The 20,867-nt window shown below is 58.0% G+C and carries 18 protein-coding genes; 9 read left to right on the top strand and 9 right to left on the bottom strand.

The window, feature by feature from the left end; genetic code table 11:
• Positions 1-29: 29 nt before the first annotated feature.
• The 3 genes from feoA to greB form a co-directional block, all read right to left on the bottom strand.
• On the bottom strand, positions 30-257 hold the full coding sequence (gene feoA / locus IM304_RS20305) for a ferrous iron transporter A (RefSeq protein WP_003861611.1): 228 nt from the start codon (positions 255-257) through the stop codon (positions 30-32).
• Positions 258-588: 331 nt separating this feature from the next.
• A complete protein-coding gene (locus tag IM304_RS20300) occupies positions 589-2,919 on the bottom strand; it encodes a Tex family protein (protein WP_176611162.1) in 2,331 nt (776 codons plus the stop codon).
• Between the two features lie 87 nt (positions 2,920-3,006).
• Positions 3,007-3,480 carry a transcription elongation factor GreB gene (greB, locus tag IM304_RS20295; protein ID WP_148420583.1) on the bottom strand — a complete coding sequence of 158 codons (474 nt, stop codon included), beginning with the start codon at positions 3,478-3,480 and terminating at the stop codon, positions 3,007-3,009.
• 227 nt (positions 3,481-3,707) lie between these two features.
• Here greB and ompR point away from each other — a divergent pair, with 227 nt between their 5' ends.
• Together ompR and envZ are read left to right on the top strand one after the other, a co-directional pair.
• Positions 3,708-4,427 (top strand): two-component system response regulator OmpR, encoded by a 720-nt coding sequence (gene ompR / locus IM304_RS20290; protein ID WP_001157751.1) that lies wholly within the window; start codon positions 3,708-3,710, stop codon positions 4,425-4,427.
• Positions 4,424-5,770: a two-component system sensor histidine kinase EnvZ gene (gene envZ / locus IM304_RS20285; protein WP_148420584.1), complete on the top strand. Its 1,347-nt coding sequence runs from the start codon at positions 4,424-4,426 to the stop codon at positions 5,768-5,770. Before ompR ends, envZ begins: the two co-directional genes overlap by 4 nt.
• Before the next feature lie 125 nt (positions 5,771-5,895).
• Here envZ and pckA read toward each other — a convergent pair whose 3' ends face one another.
• Positions 5,896-7,515: a phosphoenolpyruvate carboxykinase (ATP) gene (gene pckA, locus IM304_RS20280; protein WP_148420585.1), complete on the bottom strand. Its 1,620-nt coding sequence runs from the start codon at positions 7,513-7,515 to the stop codon at positions 5,896-5,898.
• A 375-nt stretch (positions 7,516-7,890) separates the two neighbouring features.
• Here pckA and IM304_RS20275 point away from each other — a divergent pair, with 375 nt between their 5' ends.
• On the top strand, positions 7,891-9,648 hold the full coding sequence (locus tag IM304_RS20275) for a DUF4153 domain-containing protein (protein ID WP_193356535.1): 1,758 nt from the start codon (positions 7,891-7,893) through the stop codon (positions 9,646-9,648).
• A 36-nt stretch (positions 9,649-9,684) separates the two neighbouring features.
• Here the strand turns inward: IM304_RS20275 and hslO are convergent, their stop codons facing one another.
• The 4 genes from hslO to IM304_RS20255 all read right to left on the bottom strand — a co-directional run bounded on the left by hslO (position 9,685) and on the right by IM304_RS20255 (position 13,872).
• Entirely contained in the window at positions 9,685-10,569 is an 885-nt protein-coding gene (gene hslO, locus IM304_RS20270) for an Hsp33 family molecular chaperone HslO (RefSeq protein ID WP_193356534.1), read from the bottom strand.
• Positions 10,570-10,587: 18 nt separating this feature from the next.
• Positions 10,588-10,989 (bottom strand): ribosome-associated heat shock protein Hsp15, encoded by a 402-nt coding sequence (gene hslR / locus IM304_RS20265; protein WP_148420588.1) that lies wholly within the window; start codon positions 10,987-10,989, stop codon positions 10,588-10,590.
• The gene (gene yrfG / locus IM304_RS20260; protein WP_006812237.1) at positions 10,986-11,669 is read right to left on the bottom strand and encodes a GMP/IMP nucleotidase; all 684 of its coding nucleotides are present in this window, start codon (positions 11,667-11,669) and stop codon (positions 10,986-10,988) included. The genes hslR and yrfG overlap by 4 nt, the downstream gene beginning before the upstream one ends.
• Before the next feature lie 79 nt (positions 11,670-11,748).
• A complete protein-coding gene (locus IM304_RS20255; RefSeq protein ID WP_193356533.1) occupies positions 11,749-13,872 on the bottom strand; it encodes an intracellular growth attenuator family protein in 2,124 nt (707 codons plus the stop codon).
• A gap of 326 nt (positions 13,873-14,198) precedes the next feature.
• On the opposite strand from IM304_RS20255, the gene nudE reads away from it, so the two are divergent.
• Positions 14,199-14,759: an ADP compounds hydrolase NudE gene (gene nudE, locus IM304_RS20250; protein ID WP_148420589.1), complete on the top strand. Its 561-nt coding sequence runs from the start codon at positions 14,199-14,201 to the stop codon at positions 14,757-14,759.
• 71 nt (positions 14,760-14,830) lie between these two features.
• On the opposite strand, the gene mrcA is transcribed toward nudE, so the two are convergent.
• Positions 14,831-17,383, bottom strand: a complete 2,553-nt coding sequence (gene mrcA, locus IM304_RS20245; protein ID WP_148420590.1) for a peptidoglycan glycosyltransferase/peptidoglycan DD-transpeptidase MrcA — start codon at positions 17,381-17,383, stop codon at positions 14,831-14,833.
• A 120-nt stretch (positions 17,384-17,503) separates the two neighbouring features.
• Between mrcA and pilM the strand changes: the two genes are divergently transcribed.
• The 5 genes from pilM to hofQ are packed head-to-tail and all read left to right on the top strand — an operon-like array spanning position 17,504 to position 20,780.
• Entirely contained in the window at positions 17,504-18,277 is a 774-nt protein-coding gene (gene pilM, locus IM304_RS20240) for a pilus assembly protein PilM (RefSeq protein WP_193356532.1), read from the top strand.
• Positions 18,277-18,771, top strand: a complete 495-nt coding sequence (locus IM304_RS20235; protein ID WP_193356531.1) for a PilN domain-containing protein — start codon at positions 18,277-18,279, stop codon at positions 18,769-18,771. The genes pilM and IM304_RS20235 overlap by 1 nt, the downstream gene beginning before the upstream one ends.
• Positions 18,772-18,774: 3 nt before the next feature.
• Positions 18,775-19,236 carry a DNA utilization protein HofO gene (locus IM304_RS20230; protein WP_193356530.1) on the top strand — a complete coding sequence of 154 codons (462 nt, stop codon included), beginning with the start codon at positions 18,775-18,777 and terminating at the stop codon, positions 19,234-19,236.
• Positions 19,226-19,630 carry a HofP DNA utilization family protein gene (locus IM304_RS20225; protein WP_193356529.1) on the top strand — a complete coding sequence of 135 codons (405 nt, stop codon included), beginning with the start codon at positions 19,226-19,228 and terminating at the stop codon, positions 19,628-19,630. Before IM304_RS20230 ends, IM304_RS20225 begins: the two co-directional genes overlap by 11 nt.
• Positions 19,569-20,780 carry a DNA uptake porin HofQ gene (hofQ, locus tag IM304_RS20220; protein ID WP_255517790.1) on the top strand — a complete coding sequence of 404 codons (1,212 nt, stop codon included), beginning with the start codon at positions 19,569-19,571 and terminating at the stop codon, positions 20,778-20,780. Before IM304_RS20225 ends, hofQ begins: the two co-directional genes overlap by 62 nt.
• Positions 20,781-20,867: the final 87 nt, after the last annotated feature.

Here is a 20,867-nt window from a genome sequence, read left to right as displayed (position 1 = left end):
GTATTAGACCCACCAAAACCGCTGGCTTGTTAACGGGATAGAGATTCAACTTCAATTAATGCGAGGTCTTTTTTACGCAGAACCAGATTTACGCGTCGGGTTTCGATATGAACAGGATCGCCCAACGGCGCTACGCGCACCACCTGGAACGATGACCCGGGCAGCATGCCCAGTGACAGCAGCTTCTGCCGGTAGGCCGGGCTTATCTCACGGGTAAAACCGATAATTTTCCACGCACTGTCTGGAGTGAATTGCATAGCGCCTGATTCCACGAGAGGTTAAATAATCTACACTGCGATGATAATGAGAATAGTTTTTATCAGCAATAATAAAAATGTGACGGGATGTTGTTAAACGTATTAATTTGCGGTCAGATTGACCTTGCTCAATATTTACGGAATTACGGGGAAGGAGATAATAAATTTATTTGTTAACGGAGTGATAACTAGTGGTTTAAATATGGATATGCAATCGGTTTCATATATTTCGAGATGATTTATTCCCCTCATCCTAACCCTCTCCCCAGAGGGGAGAGGGGACTTTAACACCCGCTCCCCTCTGGGGAGAGGGCCGGGGTGAGGGGAGAGGTCAGCGTTTCTTACCCATTGCCGCCGCCAGCGCATCCATCATGGCGCTGTTACCGGCCGGCTGAGCGTCACGTCCACGCGGCTTCGCGGCCTTCGCTGCCGGACGCTGCTGTTCGCGGCCACCGCCGTTACCGCCTCGGCGCGCGTTGGTTTCACCCGGCTGCTCGTCCAGACGCATGGTCAGGGCGATACGCTTGCGCTGGAGATCCACTTCCAGCACCTTCACCTTCACGATGTCGCCCGCTTTGACCACGGTGTGGGGATCTTCCACGAACCTGTCGGCGAGGGATGAGATATGCACCAGGCCATCCTGATGCACCCCGATATCCACAAACGCGCCAAAGTTGGTGACGTTCGTAACTGCGCCTTCCAGCACCATGCCCGGCAGCAGGTCGTTCATGGTTTCCACGCCGTCAGCAAAGGTCGCGGTTTTAAACTCGGGACGCGGATCGCGGCCCGGCTTTTCCAGCTCTTTGATGATGTCGGTGACCGTCGGCACGCCGAACTGTTCGTCGGTGAAATCCACGGCTTTCAGGTTACGCAGCGCGCTGCTGTCACCCATCAGATCTTTCAGCGCCTGCTGGGTGGCGGCCAGAATACGCTCTACAACCGGGTACGCTTCCGGGTGAACGGTAGAGGCATCCAGCGGGTTATCGCCGTGGTTAATGCGCAGGAAGCCCGCGCACTGCTCAAACGCTTTTGGCCCCAGGCGGCTAACCTTCAGTAACTGCTGGCGGTTCTGGAACTGACCGTTCTCATCACGCCAGGCGACGATGTTCTGCGCCATCATGCGGGTCAGGCCTGCCACGCGGGTCAGCAGGGGTACGGAGGCGGTGTTCAGGTCCACGCCGACGGCGTTTACGCAGTCTTCCACCACCGCGTCCAGCTTACGCGCAAGCTGCGTCTGGCTCACGTCGTGCTGATACTGGCCCACGCCGATGGATTTCGGGTCGATCTTCACCAGCTCCGCCAGCGGATCCTGCAAACGACGGGCGATAGAGACCGCACCGCGCAGGGAAACGTCCAGATCCGGGAACTCCTGTGCCGCCAGCTCGGAGGCGGAATAGACCGACGCTCCCGCTTCGCTGACGATCACTTTCTGCGCCGTTACCTTCGGGAACTGCTTCTGCACGTCGAGGTAGAAACGTTCGGTTTCGCGGGAGGCCGTACCGTTACCGATGGCGACCAGCTCAACGTTATATTTTTCACACAGCGCAGCCACGACCGTCGCCGCCTTCGCTGCCTGGCCGGTGTGCGGGTAAATGGTGTCGGTGGCAACCAGCTTGCCGGTACCGTCAACCACGGCCACCTTCACGCCGGTACGCAGACCCGGATCGAGACCCATGGTGGCGCGCAGGCCAGCGGGGGCGGCCATCAGCAGGTCGTGCAGGTTACGGGCGAAGACGTTGATTGCTTCGTCTTCGGCGCGCTCGCGCACGGTGCCCATCAGCTCGGTTTCGAGATGCATCAGCACCTTGATGCGCCAGGTCCAGCTCACCACGCCTTTGCGCCAGCTGTCCGCCGGAGCGTTGTTCAGGCGCAGGCCGAGGTGATCGATAATGATCTGCTCGCAGTGGCTCTCTTTTGGCGGCTCGTCAAACTGCGGATCGGCATTCAGGGAGAGTTGCAGTACGCCCTCGTTACGGCCGCGGAACATCGCCAGCGCGCGGTGAGACGGTACGGTTGAAATGGGTTCGTGGTGATCGAAGTAGTCGCGGAATTTCGCGCCTTCTTCCTCTTTGCCGGCCACCACGGTGGCGACGATATGCGCGTTCTTCCACAGATAGTCACGCACTTTGGCCAGCAGCGCGGCGTCTTCGGCGAAGCGCTCCATCAGGATGTAACGTGCACCGTCCAGCGCGGCTTTGGTGTCCGCCACGCCTTTGTCGGCATCGATAAATCTGGCGGCTTCGGTTTCCGGGTCGTGAGACGGATCGTTCCACAGCAGGTCGGCCAGCGGCTCAAGGCCTGCTTCAATCGCAATCTGCCCGCGCGTGCGGCGCTTCGGTTTGTACGGCAGATAGAGATCTTCGAGTTCGGTTTTGCTCAGGGTACCGTTAATGGCTTGTTCCAGTTCACTGGTCAGCTTGCCCTGCTCGCCGATAGATTTGAGGATCGCCTGACGCCGGTCTTCCAGTTCGCGGAGATAGCCCAGACGCGTCTCCAGGTTACGCAGCTGCGTGTCATCCAGACCGCCGGTGACTTCCTTACGATAACGTGCAATAAACGGCACGGTGTTCCCTTCATCAAGCAGGCGAACGGCAGCTTCTACCTGTTCGGCTCTGGCCTGAATATCACCCGCAATAATGCGGCAGAGCGACTCTTTCATCATGGTCAGTTCATCTTGTGGATCGAAAATCAGGGGGATAGTTATACGGGCTGACACCGAAAAATGCCAGCCGGGGAGGGCGCTCTCGGACTATTTAACATACTCGATTTCGTTGACGTACCAGCTTGCTTCACCCGCGGGCGTCTGGACGATGGCTAAATCACCCACCTCTTTTTTCAGCAGGGCGCGGGCCATCGGCGAATCGATAGAAATGTAATCCTTACGACCGAAAATTTCATCGTAACCGACGATGCGAAAACGCAGGGTATTGCCGTCATCATTTTCGATCTCCACCCAGGCACCGAAGAACACTTTGCCTTCCTGCTGCGGGGAGTAATCGACGATTTTGAGATTTTCGAGGCATTTCGTCAGGTAGCGCACCCGGCGATCGATTTCGCGCAGGCGCTTTTTATTGTACTGGTAGTCCGCGTTCTCGCTGCGATCGCCCAGGCTTGCCGCCCAGGTGACTTTTTTGGTCACTTCAGGACGCTCTTCGCGCCACAGGTAATCCATCTCTTTTTTGAGTTTCTCATACCCTTCACGGGTGATCAGGGGCGTTTTCATGGTGCAGCCTTAATGCCGGTTAACTGTCTTTGCGCACAATACGTAGCGCACAGTGTAACAGACAAGATTAATAATGATTTATGTGATGAAATGAACAGATAAGCTGCTGTTAAATATGCTTTGTAACAATTTCGTCTAGAATTTATACCAGAATTTGCTGGTCGAACACGTGCACTTTTTTAGAATACGCTGTTCCAGGCCTATCCGAACCTTTGGGAGTACACACAATGCAAGAGAACTACAAAATTCTGGTCGTAGATGACGACATGCGCCTGCGTGCGCTGCTGGAACGTTATCTGACAGAGCAGGGCTTCCAGGTTCGTAGCGTCGCGAACGCGGAACAGATGGATCGTCTGCTGACGCGTGAATCCTTCCACCTGATGGTGTTAGATCTCATGCTGCCGGGCGAAGACGGGCTCTCTATCTGCCGCCGCCTGCGCAGCCAGAGTAACCCGATGCCGATCATCATGGTGACGGCGAAGGGTGAAGAAGTTGACCGCATTGTCGGCCTTGAAATCGGCGCTGACGATTACATTCCAAAACCGTTTAACCCGCGTGAGCTGCTGGCGCGTATTCGCGCCGTGCTGCGTCGTCAGGCGAACGAGCTGCCTGGCGCGCCGTCTCAGGAAGAGGCGGTGATTGCATTCGGTAAGTTCAAGCTGAACCTCGGTACCCGTGAGATGTTCCGTGAAGATGAGCCAATGCCGCTCACCAGCGGCGAGTTCGCGGTACTGAAAGCGCTGGTCAGCCACCCGCGCGAACCGCTCTCCCGTGACAAGCTGATGAACCTCGCGCGCGGTCGTGAATATTCCGCGATGGAGCGCTCTATCGACGTACAGATTTCCCGTCTGCGCCGCATGGTGGAAGAAGATCCGGCGCACCCTCGCTATATTCAGACCGTATGGGGTCTGGGCTACGTATTCGTCCCGGACGGCTCTAAAGCATGAGGCGAATGCGCTTCTCGCCGCGAAGCTCGTTTGCCCGCACGCTGTTACTGATCGTCACCCTGCTGTTCGTCAGCCTGGTGACGACCTACCTGGTGGTGCTGAACTTTGCGATCCTGCCGAGCCTTCAGCAGTTTAATAAGGTGCTGGCATACGAAGTGCGTATGCTGATGACCGATAAGCTGCAGCTGGAGGACGGCACGCAGCTGGTCGTTCCCCCGGCGTTCCGTCGGGAAATCTACCGCGAGCTGGGCATTTCACTGTATTCGAACGAAGCGGCGGAAGACGCGGGCCTGCGCTGGGCGCAGCACTATGAATTTCTCAGCCAGCAGATGGCTCAGCAGCTTGGTGGTCCGACGGAAGTACGCGTTGAGGTCAACAAAAGCTCGCCGGTTGTCTGGCTGAAAACCTGGCTGTCACCCAACATCTGGGTGCGCGTTCCGCTGACCGAAATCCATCAGGGCGACTTCTCGCCGCTGTTCCGCTACACCCTGGCGATCATGCTGCTGGCCATCGGCGGCGCGTGGCTGTTTATCCGTATCCAGAACCGACCGCTGGTCGACCTGGAGCATGCGGCCCTACAGGTCGGTAAAGGCATTATTCCTCCGCCGCTGCGTGAATACGGCGCGTCGGAAGTGCGCTCGGTAACGCGTGCGTTTAACCATATGGCCGCAGGCGTCAAACAGCTGGCGGACGATCGTACGCTGCTGATGGCGGGCGTCAGCCATGATTTACGCACGCCGCTGACGCGTATCCGCCTGGCGACGGAGATGATGGGCGAGCAGGATGGCTATCTTGCCGAGTCCATCAACAAGGATATCGAAGAGTGTAATGCCATCATCGAGCAGTTTATCGACTACCTGCGCACCGGGCAGGAGATGCCAATGGAGATGGCGGATCTGAACGCGGTGCTGGGGGAAGTGGTCGCCGCCGAAAGCGGCTACGAACGTGAAATTGCCACCGACCTCCAGGCGGGCGAGATTCAGGTACGTATGCACCCGCTCTCCATCAAACGCGCGGTCGCGAATATGGTGGTCAACGCGGCGCGCTACGGCAACGGCTGGATTAAAGTCAGCAGCGGTACGGAACTCAACCGCGCCTGGTTCCAGGTGGAAGACGATGGCCCGGGCATCAAGCCCGAACAGCGTAAGCACCTGTTCCAGCCGTTCGTGCGCGGCGACAGCGCGCGCAGCACCAGCGGCACCGGCTTAGGCCTGGCGATTGTGCAGCGTATTGTTGATAACCATAACGGACTGCTGGAAATTGGCACCAGCGAGCGGGGTGGTTTGAGTATTCGCGCGTGGTTACCGGTGCCGGTGATGCGGGGGCAGGTTAAAGAGGGTTAAAAAAGGGAGGCTTTAGCCACCCTTTTTCGTAGGTCGGGTAAGGCGAAGCCGCCACCCGACAAGGTACGTTCTCTGCGGCCTGATGCCCTCACCCCAACCCTCTCCCACAGGGAGAGGGCGAAGGGCTACAGCTTCGGTCCCGCACTTACCAGCGCAGCACCCGCCGGGGTGTCGGTATACTTCTCAAAGTTCTCAATAAACAGCTTCGCCAGCGATTCCGCCTTTTCACGCCACTGCTCCGGTGAACCGTAGGTATTGCGCGGGTCAAGGATACGGGTATCCACGCCCGGCAGCGCCGTTGGGATCGCCAGGTCGAACATCGGCAGCGTAAAGGTCTCGGCGTTATCCAGCGAACCGTCCAGAATGGCGTCAATGATGGCGCGCGTATCTTTGATGGAGATACGTTTGCCCGTACCGTTCCAGCCGGTGTTCACCAGGTAGGCCTGCGCGCCGGATGCCTGCATGCGCTTCACCAGCACTTCCGCGTACTGCGTCGGGTGCAGCGACAGGAATGCCGCGCCGAAGCAGGCGGAGAAGGTTGGCGTTGGCTCCGTCACGCCGCGCTCGGTGCCCGCCAGCTTGGCGGTAAAGCCGGAGAGGAAATGGTACTGCGTCTGGCTGGCCGTCAGGCGAGAAACCGGTGGCAGGACGCCGAAAGCATCCGCGGTCAGGAAGATCACCTTCGTGGCGTGGCCCGCCTTCGACACCGGCTTCACGATGTTGTCGATGTGGTAGATCGGGTAAGAGACGCGGGTGTTTTCCGTTTTGGACGCATCGTCGAAGTCGACAGAACCATCGGCGCGCACGGTGACGTTTTCCAGCAGCGCATCGCGGCGAATGGCGTGGAAGATATCCGGCTCTGCCTCTTCAGACAGGCGAATGGTCTTCGCGTAGCAGCCACCTTCGAAGTTAAACACGCCGTCATCATCCCAGCCGTGCTCGTCGTCGCCAATCAGACGGCGTTTTGGATCGGTGGACAGCGTCGTTTTACCGGTGCCGGAAAGGCCGAAGAATACCGCCACGTCGCCTTTTTCACCGACGTTGGCCGAGCAGTGCATGGAAGCGATACCGCGCAGCGGCAGCAGGTAGTTCATGACGGAGAACATCCCTTTCTTCATCTCGCCGCCGTACCAGGTTCCGCCAATCAGCTGGATGCGCTCGGTCAGGTTGAAGGCGATGAAGTTTTCGGAGTTCAGACCCTGCTCTTTCCACTGCGGGTTAGTGCATTTCGCCCCGTTCATGACGATGAAATCCGGGGTAAAGTCCTGCAGCTCTTCGTCAGTCGGACGAATGAACATGTTCTTCACGAAATGCGCCTGCCAGGCTACTTCGGTGATAAAGCGTACGGAGAGGCGGGTGTCGGCGTTAGCGCCGCAGAAAGCATCGACGATAAACAGTCGCTTTCCGGAAAGTTGATGGGTGACGAGCCCTTTCAGATGCTGCCAGGTTTCGGGAGAGAGCGGTTTGTTATCGTTCTTCCCTTTGCCTTTATCAGCCCACCACAGCGTATCGCGGGTGGTATCGTCTCGGACAATATACTTATCTTTCGGCGAACGGCCGGTAAAGATACCGGTATCGACGGCGATAGCTCCAAGGTTCGTCAACACACCTCGCTCGTATCCTTCCAGCGCTGGATTGAGCTCTTCCTGATACAGCGTATCGTAATCGGGGTTGTAGACCACTTCCTGGACGTCGTGAATACCATAAGCCTTGAGATCTTGCGGGGTTAAACCATTAACACGCATATCACTGCTCCTTAGCCAATATGTACTGCCTGAAATTGTAGGGTTTTTCTGGGGATGTTAACCGCGACGGGGCTCATAGATTTACGTATCTGGTCAAAACCCTTACTAACGGAAAACCCTGCGACTCCAGCCACAGGGCGGGCAGATTATCGCAGGAATCGCTTTTTGGTTGGGGAAAATGTTCTTAAAAGGTTAATTGATGGTGAATTTAACCGGAAGAATGTGAATGTAATCGCATACATGTAGGAAAATTACGTAAGGGTTACATTGAGAAAACGATTCATGTCTCCCGCAGCTATGATTTCAGATATTGCCGTTGACGCCCTGTTATCGCTTTAATGGGGCACTATGCTTTTCGTAAACAAGGGATGAAAGATGGACAACAGTGAAACGTTATCCCCTTCAACGCGCCTGGCCGTCGTGCTGGCGGGCGCCTTACAGGGAGTGCTCTGCTATGCCATTACCTGGTACATCGGGTATGCGAAATTGCCGACCGATACGCTGTGGTTGATGTGCGTTATTCCTGCCACCGTGGTAATGACGACCACGATGTCGCTTGCAGTGACATCGTTCCGAAAGCCTTTTTTGTGGCTGGCGCTCGGGATGACCGGCGCGGCCGTTGCGGGCATGGGCGGCTGGCTTAAGTGGAGCGTAGCGGGGCTCGAAAGCTGGAGCATCAGGGATGAAATGCTCGTTTTCGGCTTTCACCTGCTGCTGATGACGCTGTTCATACTGCCATGGCTTCAGCGGCGTCTGGATCCCGTCCCGACCACTTCGTTTTACAGCGACTTTTATCAGCGAAACTGGCATAACGCGCTGACGCTGCTCGTTATTTTTGTTTCAAATGGCCTCTTCTGGCTGGTGCTTTTCCTCTGGGCCGAGCTTTTCGAACTTATCGGCATACGCTTTTTTGATCGGCTTTTCTTCCATTCTGACGGGTTTATTTCAGTGGCGACTGGCGTAGTTTCAGCCAGTGCGGCCGTGCTCACGCGCGTGCAGGTACGGTTACTTCTTGCCCTGCAAAACCTGCTCACCCTGATCGCCACCGGTCTGCTACCCCTGATGGCGGCGCTGGCCCTGCTCTTTATTGGCGCGCTGCCTTTCGTGGGCTTCGAAACCATTTCGGCCAGGATCTCCGCCGCGGGCTTGCTCACCACCCTGGCGCTGCTGCTGCTATTCCTGGTGACGATAGTGTGGCATCCACAGCGTCAGACGCTGCCTTACTATGCCCCGCTGCGAGGGATGATTCGCCTTGCCGTGGCTATCGTACCCGCATATCCGGTTCTGGCGGGGTGGGCGCTGTGGCTTCGCATTTCGCAATACGGCTGGTCACCCGAGCGTCTTTACGGCGTGTTGATAACCATCGTGGCGCTGGTCTGGGCGGTCGGATTTTGTGCCAGCGTCCTGATACAGCGTCGTGAGCCGCAGCAGATCCATACGTACGTCATCCCGGCGACCGGGCTGCTTTCCCTCGTCTTCCTGATGTTGATCCATACCCCCGTGCTGGATCCGTGGCGAATAAGCGTCGCAAGCCACATGGCCCGCTATCAGACCGGAAAAATTACCGCGGATCGGGTAAGCCTCCACATGCTCAGCCACGCCGGGCGCAAGGGGCGTGAGGCGTTGCTGACGCTGCAAAACGATCCGCAGTTTATGTCCGACCCGAAACGCGCGCGTGAAGTGAAAGGGTTGCTCGCCGGCAGCCCCCGGGGAGCGGGACAAATGACGGCCACCATGCTGGAGAAAGCGATCCAGCTTGCGCCCGGCATGCCGCGTCCCGATAGCGCGCTATGGCAAGCGATGCTCAGGGAGCAGTATCGGTTTGAATCCTGCAGCAGCGCGCAGAGAAACTGTTTGCTCATGCCGCTGGATCTGAATGCTGACGGTAATCCTGAGGCCGTGCTGTACCAGTTTACCGATCGCGCCATCATGGCCTATACGCATACCGGTACGGGCTGGCAGCACGTGGGGGATGGATGGACAATGCCGGAAGGACTGACGCGCGAGGAGCTGGACCGTGCCTTACAGCAGGGAAAGGTTAAGCCGGTCGTGAAGCCCTGGGCAGATATTGAAATTTTCGGGGAACGCGTAGATATGCTTTACGGCAGTGGCGCTAGCTTACGGCGCCCATAACGAATAACGGCTCCGTAAGGAGCCGTTTTGCCATGCTTAGTGAACCTGCGGGTCCGCCGGAGAGGCGTTATTGCGGATCTCCGCGATATCCATCGAATTGAACACGTAGTGCGTACCGCAGTAGTCACAGTGCATATCGATTTCACCGTCTTCCGCCATGATGCTGTCGATCTCTTCGTCCGGCAGCGTTTTCAGGGCGCCAGCACAACGCTCGCGGGAGCAGGTGCACTTAAATTCCACCGCCTGCGGATCGTAGACCGTCACCTCTTCTTCGTGGTACAGACGCCACAGCACGTCGGTCGCCGACAGGGTGAACAGCTCTTCCGCTTTGATGGTTTCCGTCAGGGTTGCCAGGTGCTCGAAATCATTGGTCTGCGCATCCTGCGCTGGCAGAACCTGCAACAGCATGCCGCCGGCTGCCGGCTGGCCATCCACTTCACCGGTACGGATGAACAGGCGGGTTGGCAGCTGTTCGGAACGCATGAAGTAATCTTCCAGGCAGGCGGCAAGCGTATCGCCTTCCAGCCCGACAACGCCCTGATAGCGCTCGCCCTCTTCAGGGGAGATGGTGATCACCAGGTAGCCGTTGCCGACCAGCGTTTTCAGATCGGCATTTTCAGGCACATCGCCCTGAACGCGCGCCACGCCGCGCATATGCTGCTGGTTGTTGCCGTTGATCACCGCCAGCGACATCGGGCCATCGCCCTGAAGCTGAACGGTAATATCGCCCGCGAACTTCAGCGTGGCGGTCAGCAGGCTGGTGGCAACCAGCAGTTCGCCCAACAGGGTTTTCACCGGCAGCGGGTAGTTGTGGTTTTCCAGAATCTGTTTCCAGGTTTCGGATACGGTGACCAGCTCGCCGCGCACGGCGAATTGTTCAAACAGATAGCGGTGTAATTGGTCGTGTTGGGCCATTTTCATCTCTCGTGCAGGTGAGGGTTACTCGTTCTCACCGTGTTTAAATTTCATCAGATCGCGGCGCTCCTTTTTATCCGGTCGCCGGTCCGGGTGAGGCATGGTCAGCGCATTCATTTTGCGCGCCAGCGCGGTTTTCTCGCGCTTCGCTATGCTTTCCGCCGTCTCTTCATAAAGCAAAACGGCTTCCGGGGCGGGCCGCCGCTGTTCGGTAATGGCTTTCACCACTACCGTTTTCTCATCGTTGCCCTGGCGAAGCGTCAGCGTGGCATTCAGTTCAACCAGCTTGCTCGGTTTGCTGCGCTGGCCGTTGTAATGCACCTTACCGCCGTCAACCATTTCACGGGCAAGGGCGCGCGTTTTGTAAAAACGGGCGGCCCACAGCCATTTATCCAGTCTTACCCCATCAGAGGGTTTTTCTTTCATGGCGTCTCCTTCACGGTGAGTGAGGGGATCATCCGGCGATAGTCGTTCAGCCCCGGATGTCGCAGATAGCTTTTTTCAGCCAGGCCGGAATCAGGATTGGTCACGCCAAGGCAATAGCGAATGCCAAACGCTGCCGCAGAATCCAGAATCGGCTCGCTGTCGTCAATGAACAGCGTCCTTTCCGGCTGTAAACCGGTCTCTTCCACCACCGCATGCCACAGCCGCTGATCCTCTTTCGGATAACCAAATGTGTGGGTGGAAAGTAATAAATCAAGGTGTGAAGCAAGACCGGTATGTTCCAGCTTCACGGCCAGGTTATGGGGATGCGCGTTCGTCAGCAGAATACGGCGCTTGCCGCAGGCTTTCAGCGCGTCCAGGAACGGGACCGTATCGTCGCGCAACACGGCGCGCGCGCCCTGGGCGGTGGTCATGGCGCAAATATCCAGACCGAGTCGCTCGCTCCAGTAGTCAAGACAGTACCAGTTTAGCGTATGCTGCACCGCACTATACTGCGAACGAATGAATTCCTGCGCTTCTGCCGGGGAGATCCCCTGCTGTTCACCGTACGTTTCCGGGACCAGCTTTTGCCAGAAATAGTTATCAAAGGCGAGATCGAGCAGCGTGCCGTCCATATCAAGCAGGACGGTATCGACCGCCTGCCAGTCGATGTCAAGATGCATAAGGGGGAACTCCAGCCAGAAGAAACGTGCGCGACAGGTTATCACAACTTGTCGCGCGGGGACGTTATCCGATCAGGCGCTAAGGGGTGGAGATCAGATTCGGATTGAGGCAGTTTTCGTAGTAGGCCTGGATTTCAGCCAGTCGCGTACGGGACCGCTGGTAGCGGCGTACGGCCTGATAACCGTTCCAGACGATGCAGGCCAGCATCGCCATCAAAAGCAGGGACGTTCCCACGTAGCGCCACAGGCCAGCGCTATCCGGCATCCGGTGCAGCCCAATATGGCGCGTGCCGTTGGCGTCGGTAACGATGCTGGTGACGATCCCTTCCGCGCTGAACGGCGTCTGCATCAGCATCTGCGCCAGGCGCTGAAACTCGCTCCACTGTTCCTGAGCCGGATAGTCGTAAAGCGAAACCTGCGGGTAGGGTTGATCCACCAGGTCGCTGCCTTCATCGCTGGCAATCACAAAACCGCCCGGCGCCGGGCTGTTAAGCGCCTGGGCCGCGCGGGTGGTTTCACGCATCACGAAGGGGGCGGTAGAGGTCGCCACCAGGTTATCCAGCGACTCGGCGCTGACCGGACGCAGAAGCACGTTCACCCCGTCCAGGCGTCCCGCTTCGGCGCGCTTCACCAGCGCGTCCCAGTCTTTACTGTTGCCGAGGTTCACCAGCGCGTTCTTAAGGCGAACGCAGTCGTCCTGCGCTGAACAGAGGTCTTCTGTTTTCAGAACGATTTCGCCAAAGTCATCCAGCAGCACCATGCCCGATTTCTGAATAGCCGAGCGCAGGGCAGGGCTTACGCGAGAATCATCGTCCGGTTTCGGATGGAGCTGGCGGTTTATCGTCTGGGTAAGCGCGGTAGCTTTATTGACCACATCCGATTCCGGCAGCGGCAGCGGCGAGGCGTCGTTCCAGATGATCTGTGAGCAATCGAACGGCGAGAACGGCGAGTTCTGGCGCGTGTTCCAGGCTCCCGGCGCGTGGATATTACACATGCCGGTGCCTTTCAGACGCAGCGTATCCCCCACGCGGACGCCCGCTTCTTCAAGCTGCTTCACGCTGGTGGCTTCTACGGTTTGCGCCCCTTTTATCCACGACAGGGTAAATTTGATCGGCATATCCAGCGGCACGAAAAGCAGCAGCATGATGAAGACCAACGCGGCGCCACCGGCAATTACCGCGCTGCGCAGCCAGTGCTGAAGCGGGAAGTTTTTCACCTCATCGTGCAGGGATAAATAACGCCCCTGGCGGACGACGTGGCGATCGAGGTAAATATCAATATCCGTTTTATGGCCCAAATCCTGGGCGATCCACGGCTGCCAGTGGCGCGGATAAATGAGGTCGATGATCCCGAGGGAGATATTGTTGATATGCTCCTGATCGTTCTCCCCGAACAGGCCCCAGCGCTTTGGCGTGCCGCGCAGGCAGTGAATTTCACGTAGTGAGGTTTTTGCCGGCGGGGCAAATATGCCCCACAGCCCGGCGGCCAGCAGCAGCACCGCGCCGCCCGCAAGCCACGGTACAAACACGTCCGGCGTAAGCAGGCAGATGAAAAAGAGCAGGAACGAGGCGACAATCAGCACCGCTTCGCGAATACCATCGGGGCGGCTCAGGACATACTCTTCATGCGTCTCCTGACGGATGTTAAGCAGTTCGATTTGCTCCGTTTCTTCACCGCGAATAGAGGCCTGCGTTCCGCTCGCGCGTTCCAGCGCAAAGCGTGGCGCTTCCTGAACATATTCGCTCAGGGTATGACCATTAAGGGAAATAACCAGCGGCAGCGTGTCGGTATGGATCAGCTCAACGCTGTTCTCATCGTTAATGTACTGCTCCCAGAAGGGAGGCAGGTGGACTTCAACCGAATCGAGATAGTAGCGCCATTTGTTGGGATCGTCGGTTGTGATGCCGTAGCGGGTAATCGAGCGCGTCACGCACAGAACGGTGTCGCTTTGTGCATTCAGGTTGAGCGACACGGGGGCGGTGCTGGCACCGGTAGGTCCAGGCGAGAGCCGGGATCGGTTCAGCGTGTCGAGATACTGCTCAACGGTGCTGCGTTCTTCAGGCGACAGCTTGCGCGTGCTTGCCCCGGCGAACGCGTTTAAAAAGGGCAACCGGTAACGGCGATGTACGCGGCGCCTGAATACCCACACCGCAATCGACGCGCAGGCCAGCACAGCAGCGAGAAAAATCAAAATGGTGCTCATGCTTTCCCCATCTTACTTATCTTCTTACAGGTGTTGTCGGTCGCACCTTTTGTACAATGAATGAGATCTGTGGTCGGCTATCGGCAAGTATGGAGTCTAACTTGAGCATGTTGACGCGTATCCCAGTGACCGATAATGATATCAAAGCCTGTACCGGCGCGATATCAGCAAATTCCTGGAAACATTTCAACCTCTTGACATTTGATTTGAAATGCGAATCAACCTCAGTTACGTTGCATAAATGTAAATAAAGAGCAATTGACATTGCCGAAACCGTGCGGCGTATCGCACAATAAAGCCAGTTCCCCCAGCATAGACCCGTCAAGATGACCAAACCCTTACAAAAGCCCACCATTCTGAATGTTGAAACCGTCGCAAAATCGCGTCTGTTTAATGTTGAAAGTGTGGATCTGGAGTTCAGCAACGGCGTGCGTCGTGTTTATGAACGTATGCGTCCCTCCTCGCGCGAAGCGGTGATGATTGTGCCCGTCGTCGACGAGCATCTGATCCTCATACGTGAATACGCCGTGGGGACCGAATCTTACGAGCTGGGCTTCTCAAAAGGGCTAATCGATCCGGGCGAAACGGTTTTTGAAGCGGCAAACCGCGAGCTGAAAGAAGAGGTCGGTTTTGGCGCGAAGGAGCTTACGTTCCTGAAAAAGCTGAGCATGGCGCCGTCCTACTTCTCCAGCAAAATGAATATCGTGGTGGCGGAAGATCTCTATCCTGAGTCGCTGGAAGGAGACGAGCCGGAACCGCTGCCGCAGGTTCGCTGGCCGCTGGCCCACCTGATGGATTTGCTGGAAGATCCCGACTTTAACGAGGCGCGCAACGTGAGCGCACTGTTCCTGGTGCGGGAGTGGCTGAAGGGGCAGGGGCGCCTGTAGCAGCCTGAACCCCTCTCCTGTGAGAGAGGGTGCAAACGTAAAAACGGCAACCCGAGGTTGCCGTTTCGATTTTAGAACAGCTCGTGCGTCTCGCCGTTATCAATTATCTCTGTACCCACCTCATGCACCGCCTGCGTGGTTGGCTGCGTGCCCTCGATGAAATACTCTGCGCGGCTGTTGCCGCCGTTAGCGAGCTGCCCGGTGCTGCGGTCAATATTGACCGTAACAATGCCCGGAGGAGGCGTTAACGGCTCCTCCGGCACGCCTTCGAGAGCGGCTTTCATGAAAGCATCCCAGGCCGGTTGCGCACTCTTCGCCCCGCCTTCATAGCCGGAGATCTGATCTTTAATCGCGCCAGAAGCGGTTGTGCGCCCCAGCGTGCGGCGGTGATCGTCAAAGCCAATCCAGACGGAGGTGACTACGCCCGGGCCGTAGCCTGAGAACCACGCATCTTTTGAGCTGTTGGTCGTGCCGGTTTTGCCGCCGATGTCGCGGCGCTGCAAATCGCGGCCCGCGCGCCAGCCGGTACCCTGCCAGCCCGGTTCGCCAAAGATATTGGTGTTCAGGGCGCTCTTGATCAGGAACGACAGCGGGGTGCCGATCACGTGCGGGGCATACTCCTGAGCGCCGCTCTGGGCGACCAGCGCCTGATTGGCCTGCTCCAGCTGAGGCTGAGGTACCGCCAGGTTCCGACGCTCCTGTGAGATGGCAACGTCTTCCATATCCTTGTTTTCAAGAACGTTTGATTTTGGCGTATCGCCGTAAATCACCGGAAGATCGCACTCAGGGCAGGCAATTTTCGGTTTCGCTTCAAACAGCACGCCGCCCTGATCGTTCTCGATTTTGCTGATGAAGTACGGGTCGACCAGGAAGCCGCCGTTCGCCATCACCGAGTATCCACGGGCCACCTGGAGCGGCGTAAAGGACGCGGAGCCCAGCGCCAGCGATTCGGTATGAACGATATTCTGCGCCGGGAAGCCGAAGCGTTGCAGATATTCTGCCGCATAATCTACGCCCATCGCCCGCATCGCACGCACCATAACCACGTTTTTCGACTGGCCAAGACCCTGACGTAGACGAATAGGGCCGGCATATTGCGCCGGAGAGTTCTTCGGCTGCCAGTCGGAACCGGCACCGGCATCCCAGCGGGAGATTGGCACGTCGTTGAGAATGCTGGCGAGCGTCAATCCTTTATCCATCGCTGCGGTGTAGAGGAACGGCTTGATGTTGGAACCCACCTGCCGCAGCGCCTGGGTTGCGCGGTTAAATTTGCTCTGGTTGAAATCGAACCCGCCGACCAGCGCCATGACGGCACCGTTTTGCGGATTGATGGAAACCAGCGCGGAGTTCACGTCCGGCACCTGGGCCAGCCACCAGGCATCATCTACCTGACGCACCCAGATTTGCTGTCCGGTTTGTACAACGTCGGTCACTTTACGCGGCGTAGGCCCCTGAAGGGTGTCGGAACGGTACGGACGCGCCCAGCGCATGCCGTCCATGCGCAGCGATACGGATGTGCCATCGGCCATCATCGCCACCGCTTCCTGCGGATCGGCCTGGGTTACCACCGCCGGTCGCAGCGGGCCGTAGGTCGGGAGCGCCTTCAGGGAATCAACGATTTTTTTGCTGTCCCATGCGCCTTCGCCCACTCTCCACAGCACGTTGGACGGGCCGCGATAGCCGTGACGCATATCGTAATTCATGACGTTGTTACGCACCGCCTGCTGGGCAGCCTGCTGCACCTTGCGGGTCACGGTGGTATAGACGCGATAGCCATCTTCATACGCTTTATCACCGTAGCGACTCACCATCTCCTGGCGAACCATTTCAGTAAGATACGGCGACGAGAAGGCGATTTCAGGCGCGTGGTAATTGGCGTCGATAGCCTCGCTGCGCGCCCGATCGTAGTCAGCCTGGCTGATGTAGCCTTCGCTCAACATGCGCGACAGCACCACGTTACGACGCGCGGTGGCGCGGTCCAGCGAATAGAGCGGGTTAAAGGTGGATGGCGCTTTTGGCAGGCCGGCAATGGTCGCCATTTCGCTCAGCGTGAGCTGTTCGACCGGCTTGCCAAAATAGACCTGTGCCGCTGCCCCGACGCCATAGGCGCGGTAGCCGAGATAGATCTTGTTGAGGTAAAGCTCAAGGATCTCGTCTTTGCTCAGCAGCTGCTCAATGCGGATCGCGAGGAATACCTCTTTGATCTTACGTATCAGCGTCTTTTCCGGGCTGAGGAAGAAGTTACGCGCCAGCTGCTGGGTAATGGTACTTGCCCCCTGAGAGGCATGACCGGAGAACAGCGCCACGCTTGCCGCACGGAAAATACCGACCGGATCCACACCGTGGTGCTCGTAAAAACGGCTGTCCTCGGTGGCGATAAAGGCCTTCACCATTACGGGTGGAATTTGGTTTAAGGTCAGAGGGATACGACGTTTTTCGCCGTATTGCGCCATCAGTTCACCATCGGCGCTATAGACCTGCATAGGGATCTGGAGCCGCACATCACGAAGCGTGGCGACATCAGGTAGCTGTGGCTCGACATATTTGTACAAACCAATAATCGAGCCTGCTCCCAGCAGAATGAAACAGACTGCAAGGATCAATAAATACTTTACGAACTTCACCGGAGATTTCCCATTTGGTTTAGCCTGGGCAGTTTCTAAACAATCGCGCGGTAGTATAAAGGCAAGCCTGATTCATTGATATAGCCGTCACTCCGACGGGCGATAAGGAGATCGTGAAGCATGGCTTTTAAAACATGGCAAACGGGCGTTCATATTCAACAGGATAAGGTGGTTGCGGTTGCGCTAACCAGAGAGCGGGCGGGCTGGCGTTTACGGCGCTGGTGGGCCGTGCCGGTTGCGGACGGTATTATCCGGGACGGGAAGATTCTTCAGCCAGAACAGCTGGTTAATGCGCTGCGCGCCTGGCGTAAGACGCTGCCGCACTCGCATCGGGTATTTCTCTCATTTCCGGCGGCGCGCGTTCTGCAACGCGCTTTGCCCCGACCCTCCGTTGCCCTGCGTGACAGCGAACAGCTCACCTGGCTAGGGTCCGCATTATCACGCGAGCTGGAGATGCCTGCCGATACGCTGTGTTTTGACTACGCGCAGGACACGTTCAGCAACACATTTCACGTCACCGCGGCGCAGAACAGGGAGGTCGATACCCTGCTGTTGCTGGCGAAATCGCTGCGTTTGCGCCTGGCAGCAATCGCCCCGGATGCCGGCGCGCTGGCAAACCTTCTCTCCGCGGTAGCGCCCGCCCGGTGCGTAGCCTGGAGGGATAAAGAGCAGTGGCTGTGGGCGATGCGGCACCAGTGGGGGCGACGCTACGTCACGGAAGCGGCAGATGCGAATGCGCTGGCGGCGCTGCTTGCGCTTTCTCCTTCCGATATTGCCGTTTTTGATGCTGAACACGATCCCTGGGAAACGGTGTCGCTATGCCAGCCGCCGCTGCCAGAATGCGGCGCCGATTTCACCGTCGCCCTGGCGCTGGCCATGAGCGAGGCGCCTTAATGAGCATGCCGAATCTCTTACCGTGGCGTCGGGAGCGGCGCATTCAGCAGCTGCGGTTCTGGGGCCTGCTGTACGCCGCCTCGCTGCTGTTGATGCTGGCGGGAGGCGTCAGCCTGCGTGTGGCGCAGAGCCTCGCGTCACAGGCGTTGCAGAGCGATCTTGCGGGAACGCGTGCGGTTCAGAAGGTATTGAAAGCGCGGCAGCCGCAGCCTGCGAAAGCGAGCTCCCCTTCGCAGCCGCCGGAGCCGGTAGCATGGCAACCCGCCCTGGAATCCCTTGCCAGCGCGATGCCGCACCAGGCCTGGCTGACGACGTTACGTTATCAGCCCCCCTCACTGATCCTGAGCGGCTACGCCACCTCTTTCACGGCACTTACCGCCATGACCGATGCGCTGAAGCGGGTAACCGGGTTTATCCCCGGTCCGGCAGGCGCATTGCAGCAGGATAGCCGGGGGCGGTGGATGTTTACGTTTCAGCTTCATAGCCGGAGGTAGGCGATGAATATGTGGTATCAACGCTGGGCCGACGCGCCTCCTTCCCGGCGCGTGCTTTGCTGGTCGATCGCCTCGGCTATTGTTGCGCTTGCGATCTGGGGGCTGCTGCTGAGACCCGCTTATATCCACTTCGCCCGCATTCAGGCGCAGGTCCTTGGTGCCGGGCGCATCAACGCGTCGCTGTGGCCACGGGCTCTGCGGCAGCCGGTAGTAGCGCAGGTGAGAGGCGCGCATTCGGCTGAGCCCTTTTCCCCGCTGGCGCTTCAGGGAGAGGGCGCCAGGCTGGTGCACTGGAAACCGCGGCAGAGCGGGGGAGAGCTGGCGCTTGACGTTTCATGGCAGGCGGTCCCGGCGCTTTTTTCCCGTCTGGCGCGTGAGGACGTGCGGGTAAGCGCGTTTGACATCGCCCCTCAGGGCACGCAGCTTCGCCTCAGCCTCCAGCTGGAGACCGACCATGCCCGGTAAAGCACGCGTACTGATCCTGCTTTCTTTGCTTTTCCTGACGGGGATGCGGGACCCCTTCTCCGCGCCGGAAGACCTTTGTGCCGCAGGTCAGCTCGGCCAGTGGCGGTATCGGGGAGTTATCAGCGGCAGCAGCGATATCGGCCTTATGCAGGACGGGCAGAAACGCTGGCACCGGGTTAAGCGGCAGATGCGGTTAACGCCAGGGTGGCGGGTAAGCGCGATAGATAAACAACAACTGACCGTTGGCGTCGGCGAGAGGTGCGAGCCGCAGCAATGGACATGGCAACGAGAAGGAACGAAAAAAAGTGAAGATAAGGATATTGCTGCTGCTGATGGCGCTCAACCAGCCCCTGTTGGCCGCCGCGCCAAAGCCGGTCACCCTGCTGGTGGATGAGGTGCCGGTGGTTCAGGTGCTACAGGCGCTGGTCGCGCAGGAGGACCGCAACCTGGTGGTATCGCCGGACGTTAGCGGCTCGCTTTCGCTGAATTTAGCGCGGGTGCCCTGGCGGCAGGCGCTTCAGACGGTAGTCAATAGCGCCGGGCTGGTACTGCGGGAAGAGGCTGGCATTTTTTATGTGCATACGGCGGCCTGGCAGCGGGAGCAACAGGCGCGTAAGGAGCAGGAGCGGGCCCAGCGTCAGCTCAACGCCCCGTTAATCGCTCACAGCATTCCATTTTCCTACGCAGACGCCGGCGAATTGCAAAAAGCGGCGGAAAAGCTCTTAAGCCCGAAGGGCAGCTTATCCGTCGACAGGCGCACCAACCGTCTTCTGGTAAGGGATAACAAGACGGTAGTGGACGTGCTGCAGCGCTGGGCGGCGCAGATGGATCTGCCCGTCGAGCAGGTGGAGCTGGCGGCGCAAATCGTAACAATCAGTGAAAAAAGCCTGCGCGAGCTGGGCGTGAAGTGGAGCCTTGCCGGGGCAACTGGGACCGAAAAAATCGGACAGGTCACGACGCTTGGCGCAGACCTGGCGGCGGCGGGCGCAACCGCCCACGTTGGGTTTAACATCGGGCGCATCAACGGCAGGATGCTGGATCTGGAACTGTCGGCGCTTGAGCAAAAGCAGCAGGTGGATATCATCGCCAGCCCGCGGCTGCTGGCGTCCCACATGCAGCCAGCAAGCATCAAACAGGGCAGCGAAATTCCGTATCAGGTCTCGAGCGGCGAGAGCGGGGCAACCTCGGTTGAGTTTAAAGAGGCGGTATTGGGGATGGAGGTCACGCCGGTGGTGCTGCCGGGAGGCCGCGTTCGCCTTAAGCTGCATATCAGTGAAAATATGCCCGGCCAGGTGCTGCAACAGGCAGACGGCGAAACGCTGGCAATTGATAAGCAGGAGATTGAAACGCAGGTTGAGGTAAAAAGTGGAGAAACGCTCGCGCTGGGCGGCATTTTTTCGCAAAAGAATAAAACCGGACGCGATAGCGTGCCCGTGCTGGGAAACATCCCGCTGCTGGGCCAGCTGTTTCGCCATGACGGAAAAGATAATGAACGACGCGAGCTGGTGGTGTTTATCACGCCACGTCTGGTCAGTATTGATTAATGGGTAACGATCCCCGCAATGATTTTGCATTCAGTTTGTTGCAGATGTTTGACGTGGGGCATGAATTAGCATACAAGGAGTACCGAT

The sequence above is a fragment of the Enterobacter cloacae complex sp. P40C2 genome (genome assembly GCF_014930695.1).
Taxonomy (GTDB): domain Bacteria; phylum Pseudomonadota; class Gammaproteobacteria; order Enterobacterales; family Enterobacteriaceae; genus Enterobacter; species Enterobacter pasteurii.
This window is presented reverse-complemented; position numbering and strand designations above follow the sequence as displayed.

What these genes read in the sequence shown, in the direction of transcription:
- hslO (WP_193356534.1), bottom strand. Translation starts at nt 10,569, where the DNA reads ATGAAAATGGCCCAACACGACCAATTACACCGCTATCTGTTTGAACAA.
- IM304_RS20275 (WP_193356535.1), top strand. Translation starts at nt 7,891, where the DNA reads ATGGACAACAGTGAAACGTTATCCCCTTCAACGCGCCTGGCCGTCGTG.
- IM304_RS20230 (WP_193356530.1), top strand. Translation starts at nt 18,775, where the DNA reads ATGAATATGTGGTATCAACGCTGGGCCGACGCGCCTCCTTCCCGGCGC.
- pilM (WP_193356532.1), top strand. Translation starts at nt 17,504, where the DNA reads ATGGCTTTTAAAACATGGCAAACGGGCGTTCATATTCAACAGGATAAG.
- IM304_RS20300 (WP_176611162.1), bottom strand. Translation starts at nt 2,919, where the DNA reads ATGATGAAAGAGTCGCTCTGCCGCATTATTGCGGGTGATATTCAGGCC.
- IM304_RS20235 (WP_193356531.1), top strand. Translation starts at nt 18,277, where the DNA reads ATGAGCATGCCGAATCTCTTACCGTGGCGTCGGGAGCGGCGCATTCAG.
- greB (WP_148420583.1), bottom strand. Translation starts at nt 3,480, where the DNA reads ATGAAAACGCCCCTGATCACCCGTGAAGGGTATGAGAAACTCAAAAAA.
- nudE (WP_148420589.1), top strand. Translation starts at nt 14,199, where the DNA reads ATGACCAAACCCTTACAAAAGCCCACCATTCTGAATGTTGAAACCGTC.
- pckA (WP_148420585.1), bottom strand. Translation starts at nt 7,515, where the DNA reads ATGCGTGTTAATGGTTTAACCCCGCAAGATCTCAAGGCTTATGGTATT.
- envZ (WP_148420584.1), top strand. Translation starts at nt 4,424, where the DNA reads ATGAGGCGAATGCGCTTCTCGCCGCGAAGCTCGTTTGCCCGCACGCTG.
- feoA (WP_003861611.1), bottom strand. Translation starts at nt 257, where the DNA reads ATGCAATTCACTCCAGACAGTGCGTGGAAAATTATCGGTTTTACCCGT.
- hofQ (WP_255517790.1), top strand. Translation starts at nt 19,569, where the DNA reads ATGGCGCTCAACCAGCCCCTGTTGGCCGCCGCGCCAAAGCCGGTCACC.
- yrfG (WP_006812237.1), bottom strand. Translation starts at nt 11,669, where the DNA reads ATGCATCTTGACATCGACTGGCAGGCGGTCGATACCGTCCTGCTTGAT.
- IM304_RS20255 (WP_193356533.1), bottom strand. Translation starts at nt 13,872, where the DNA reads ATGAGCACCATTTTGATTTTTCTCGCTGCTGTGCTGGCCTGCGCGTCG.
- IM304_RS20225 (WP_193356529.1), top strand. Translation starts at nt 19,226, where the DNA reads ATGCCCGGTAAAGCACGCGTACTGATCCTGCTTTCTTTGCTTTTCCTG.
- hslR (WP_148420588.1), bottom strand. Translation starts at nt 10,989, where the DNA reads ATGAAAGAAAAACCCTCTGATGGGGTAAGACTGGATAAATGGCTGTGG.
- ompR (WP_001157751.1), top strand. Translation starts at nt 3,708, where the DNA reads ATGCAAGAGAACTACAAAATTCTGGTCGTAGATGACGACATGCGCCTG.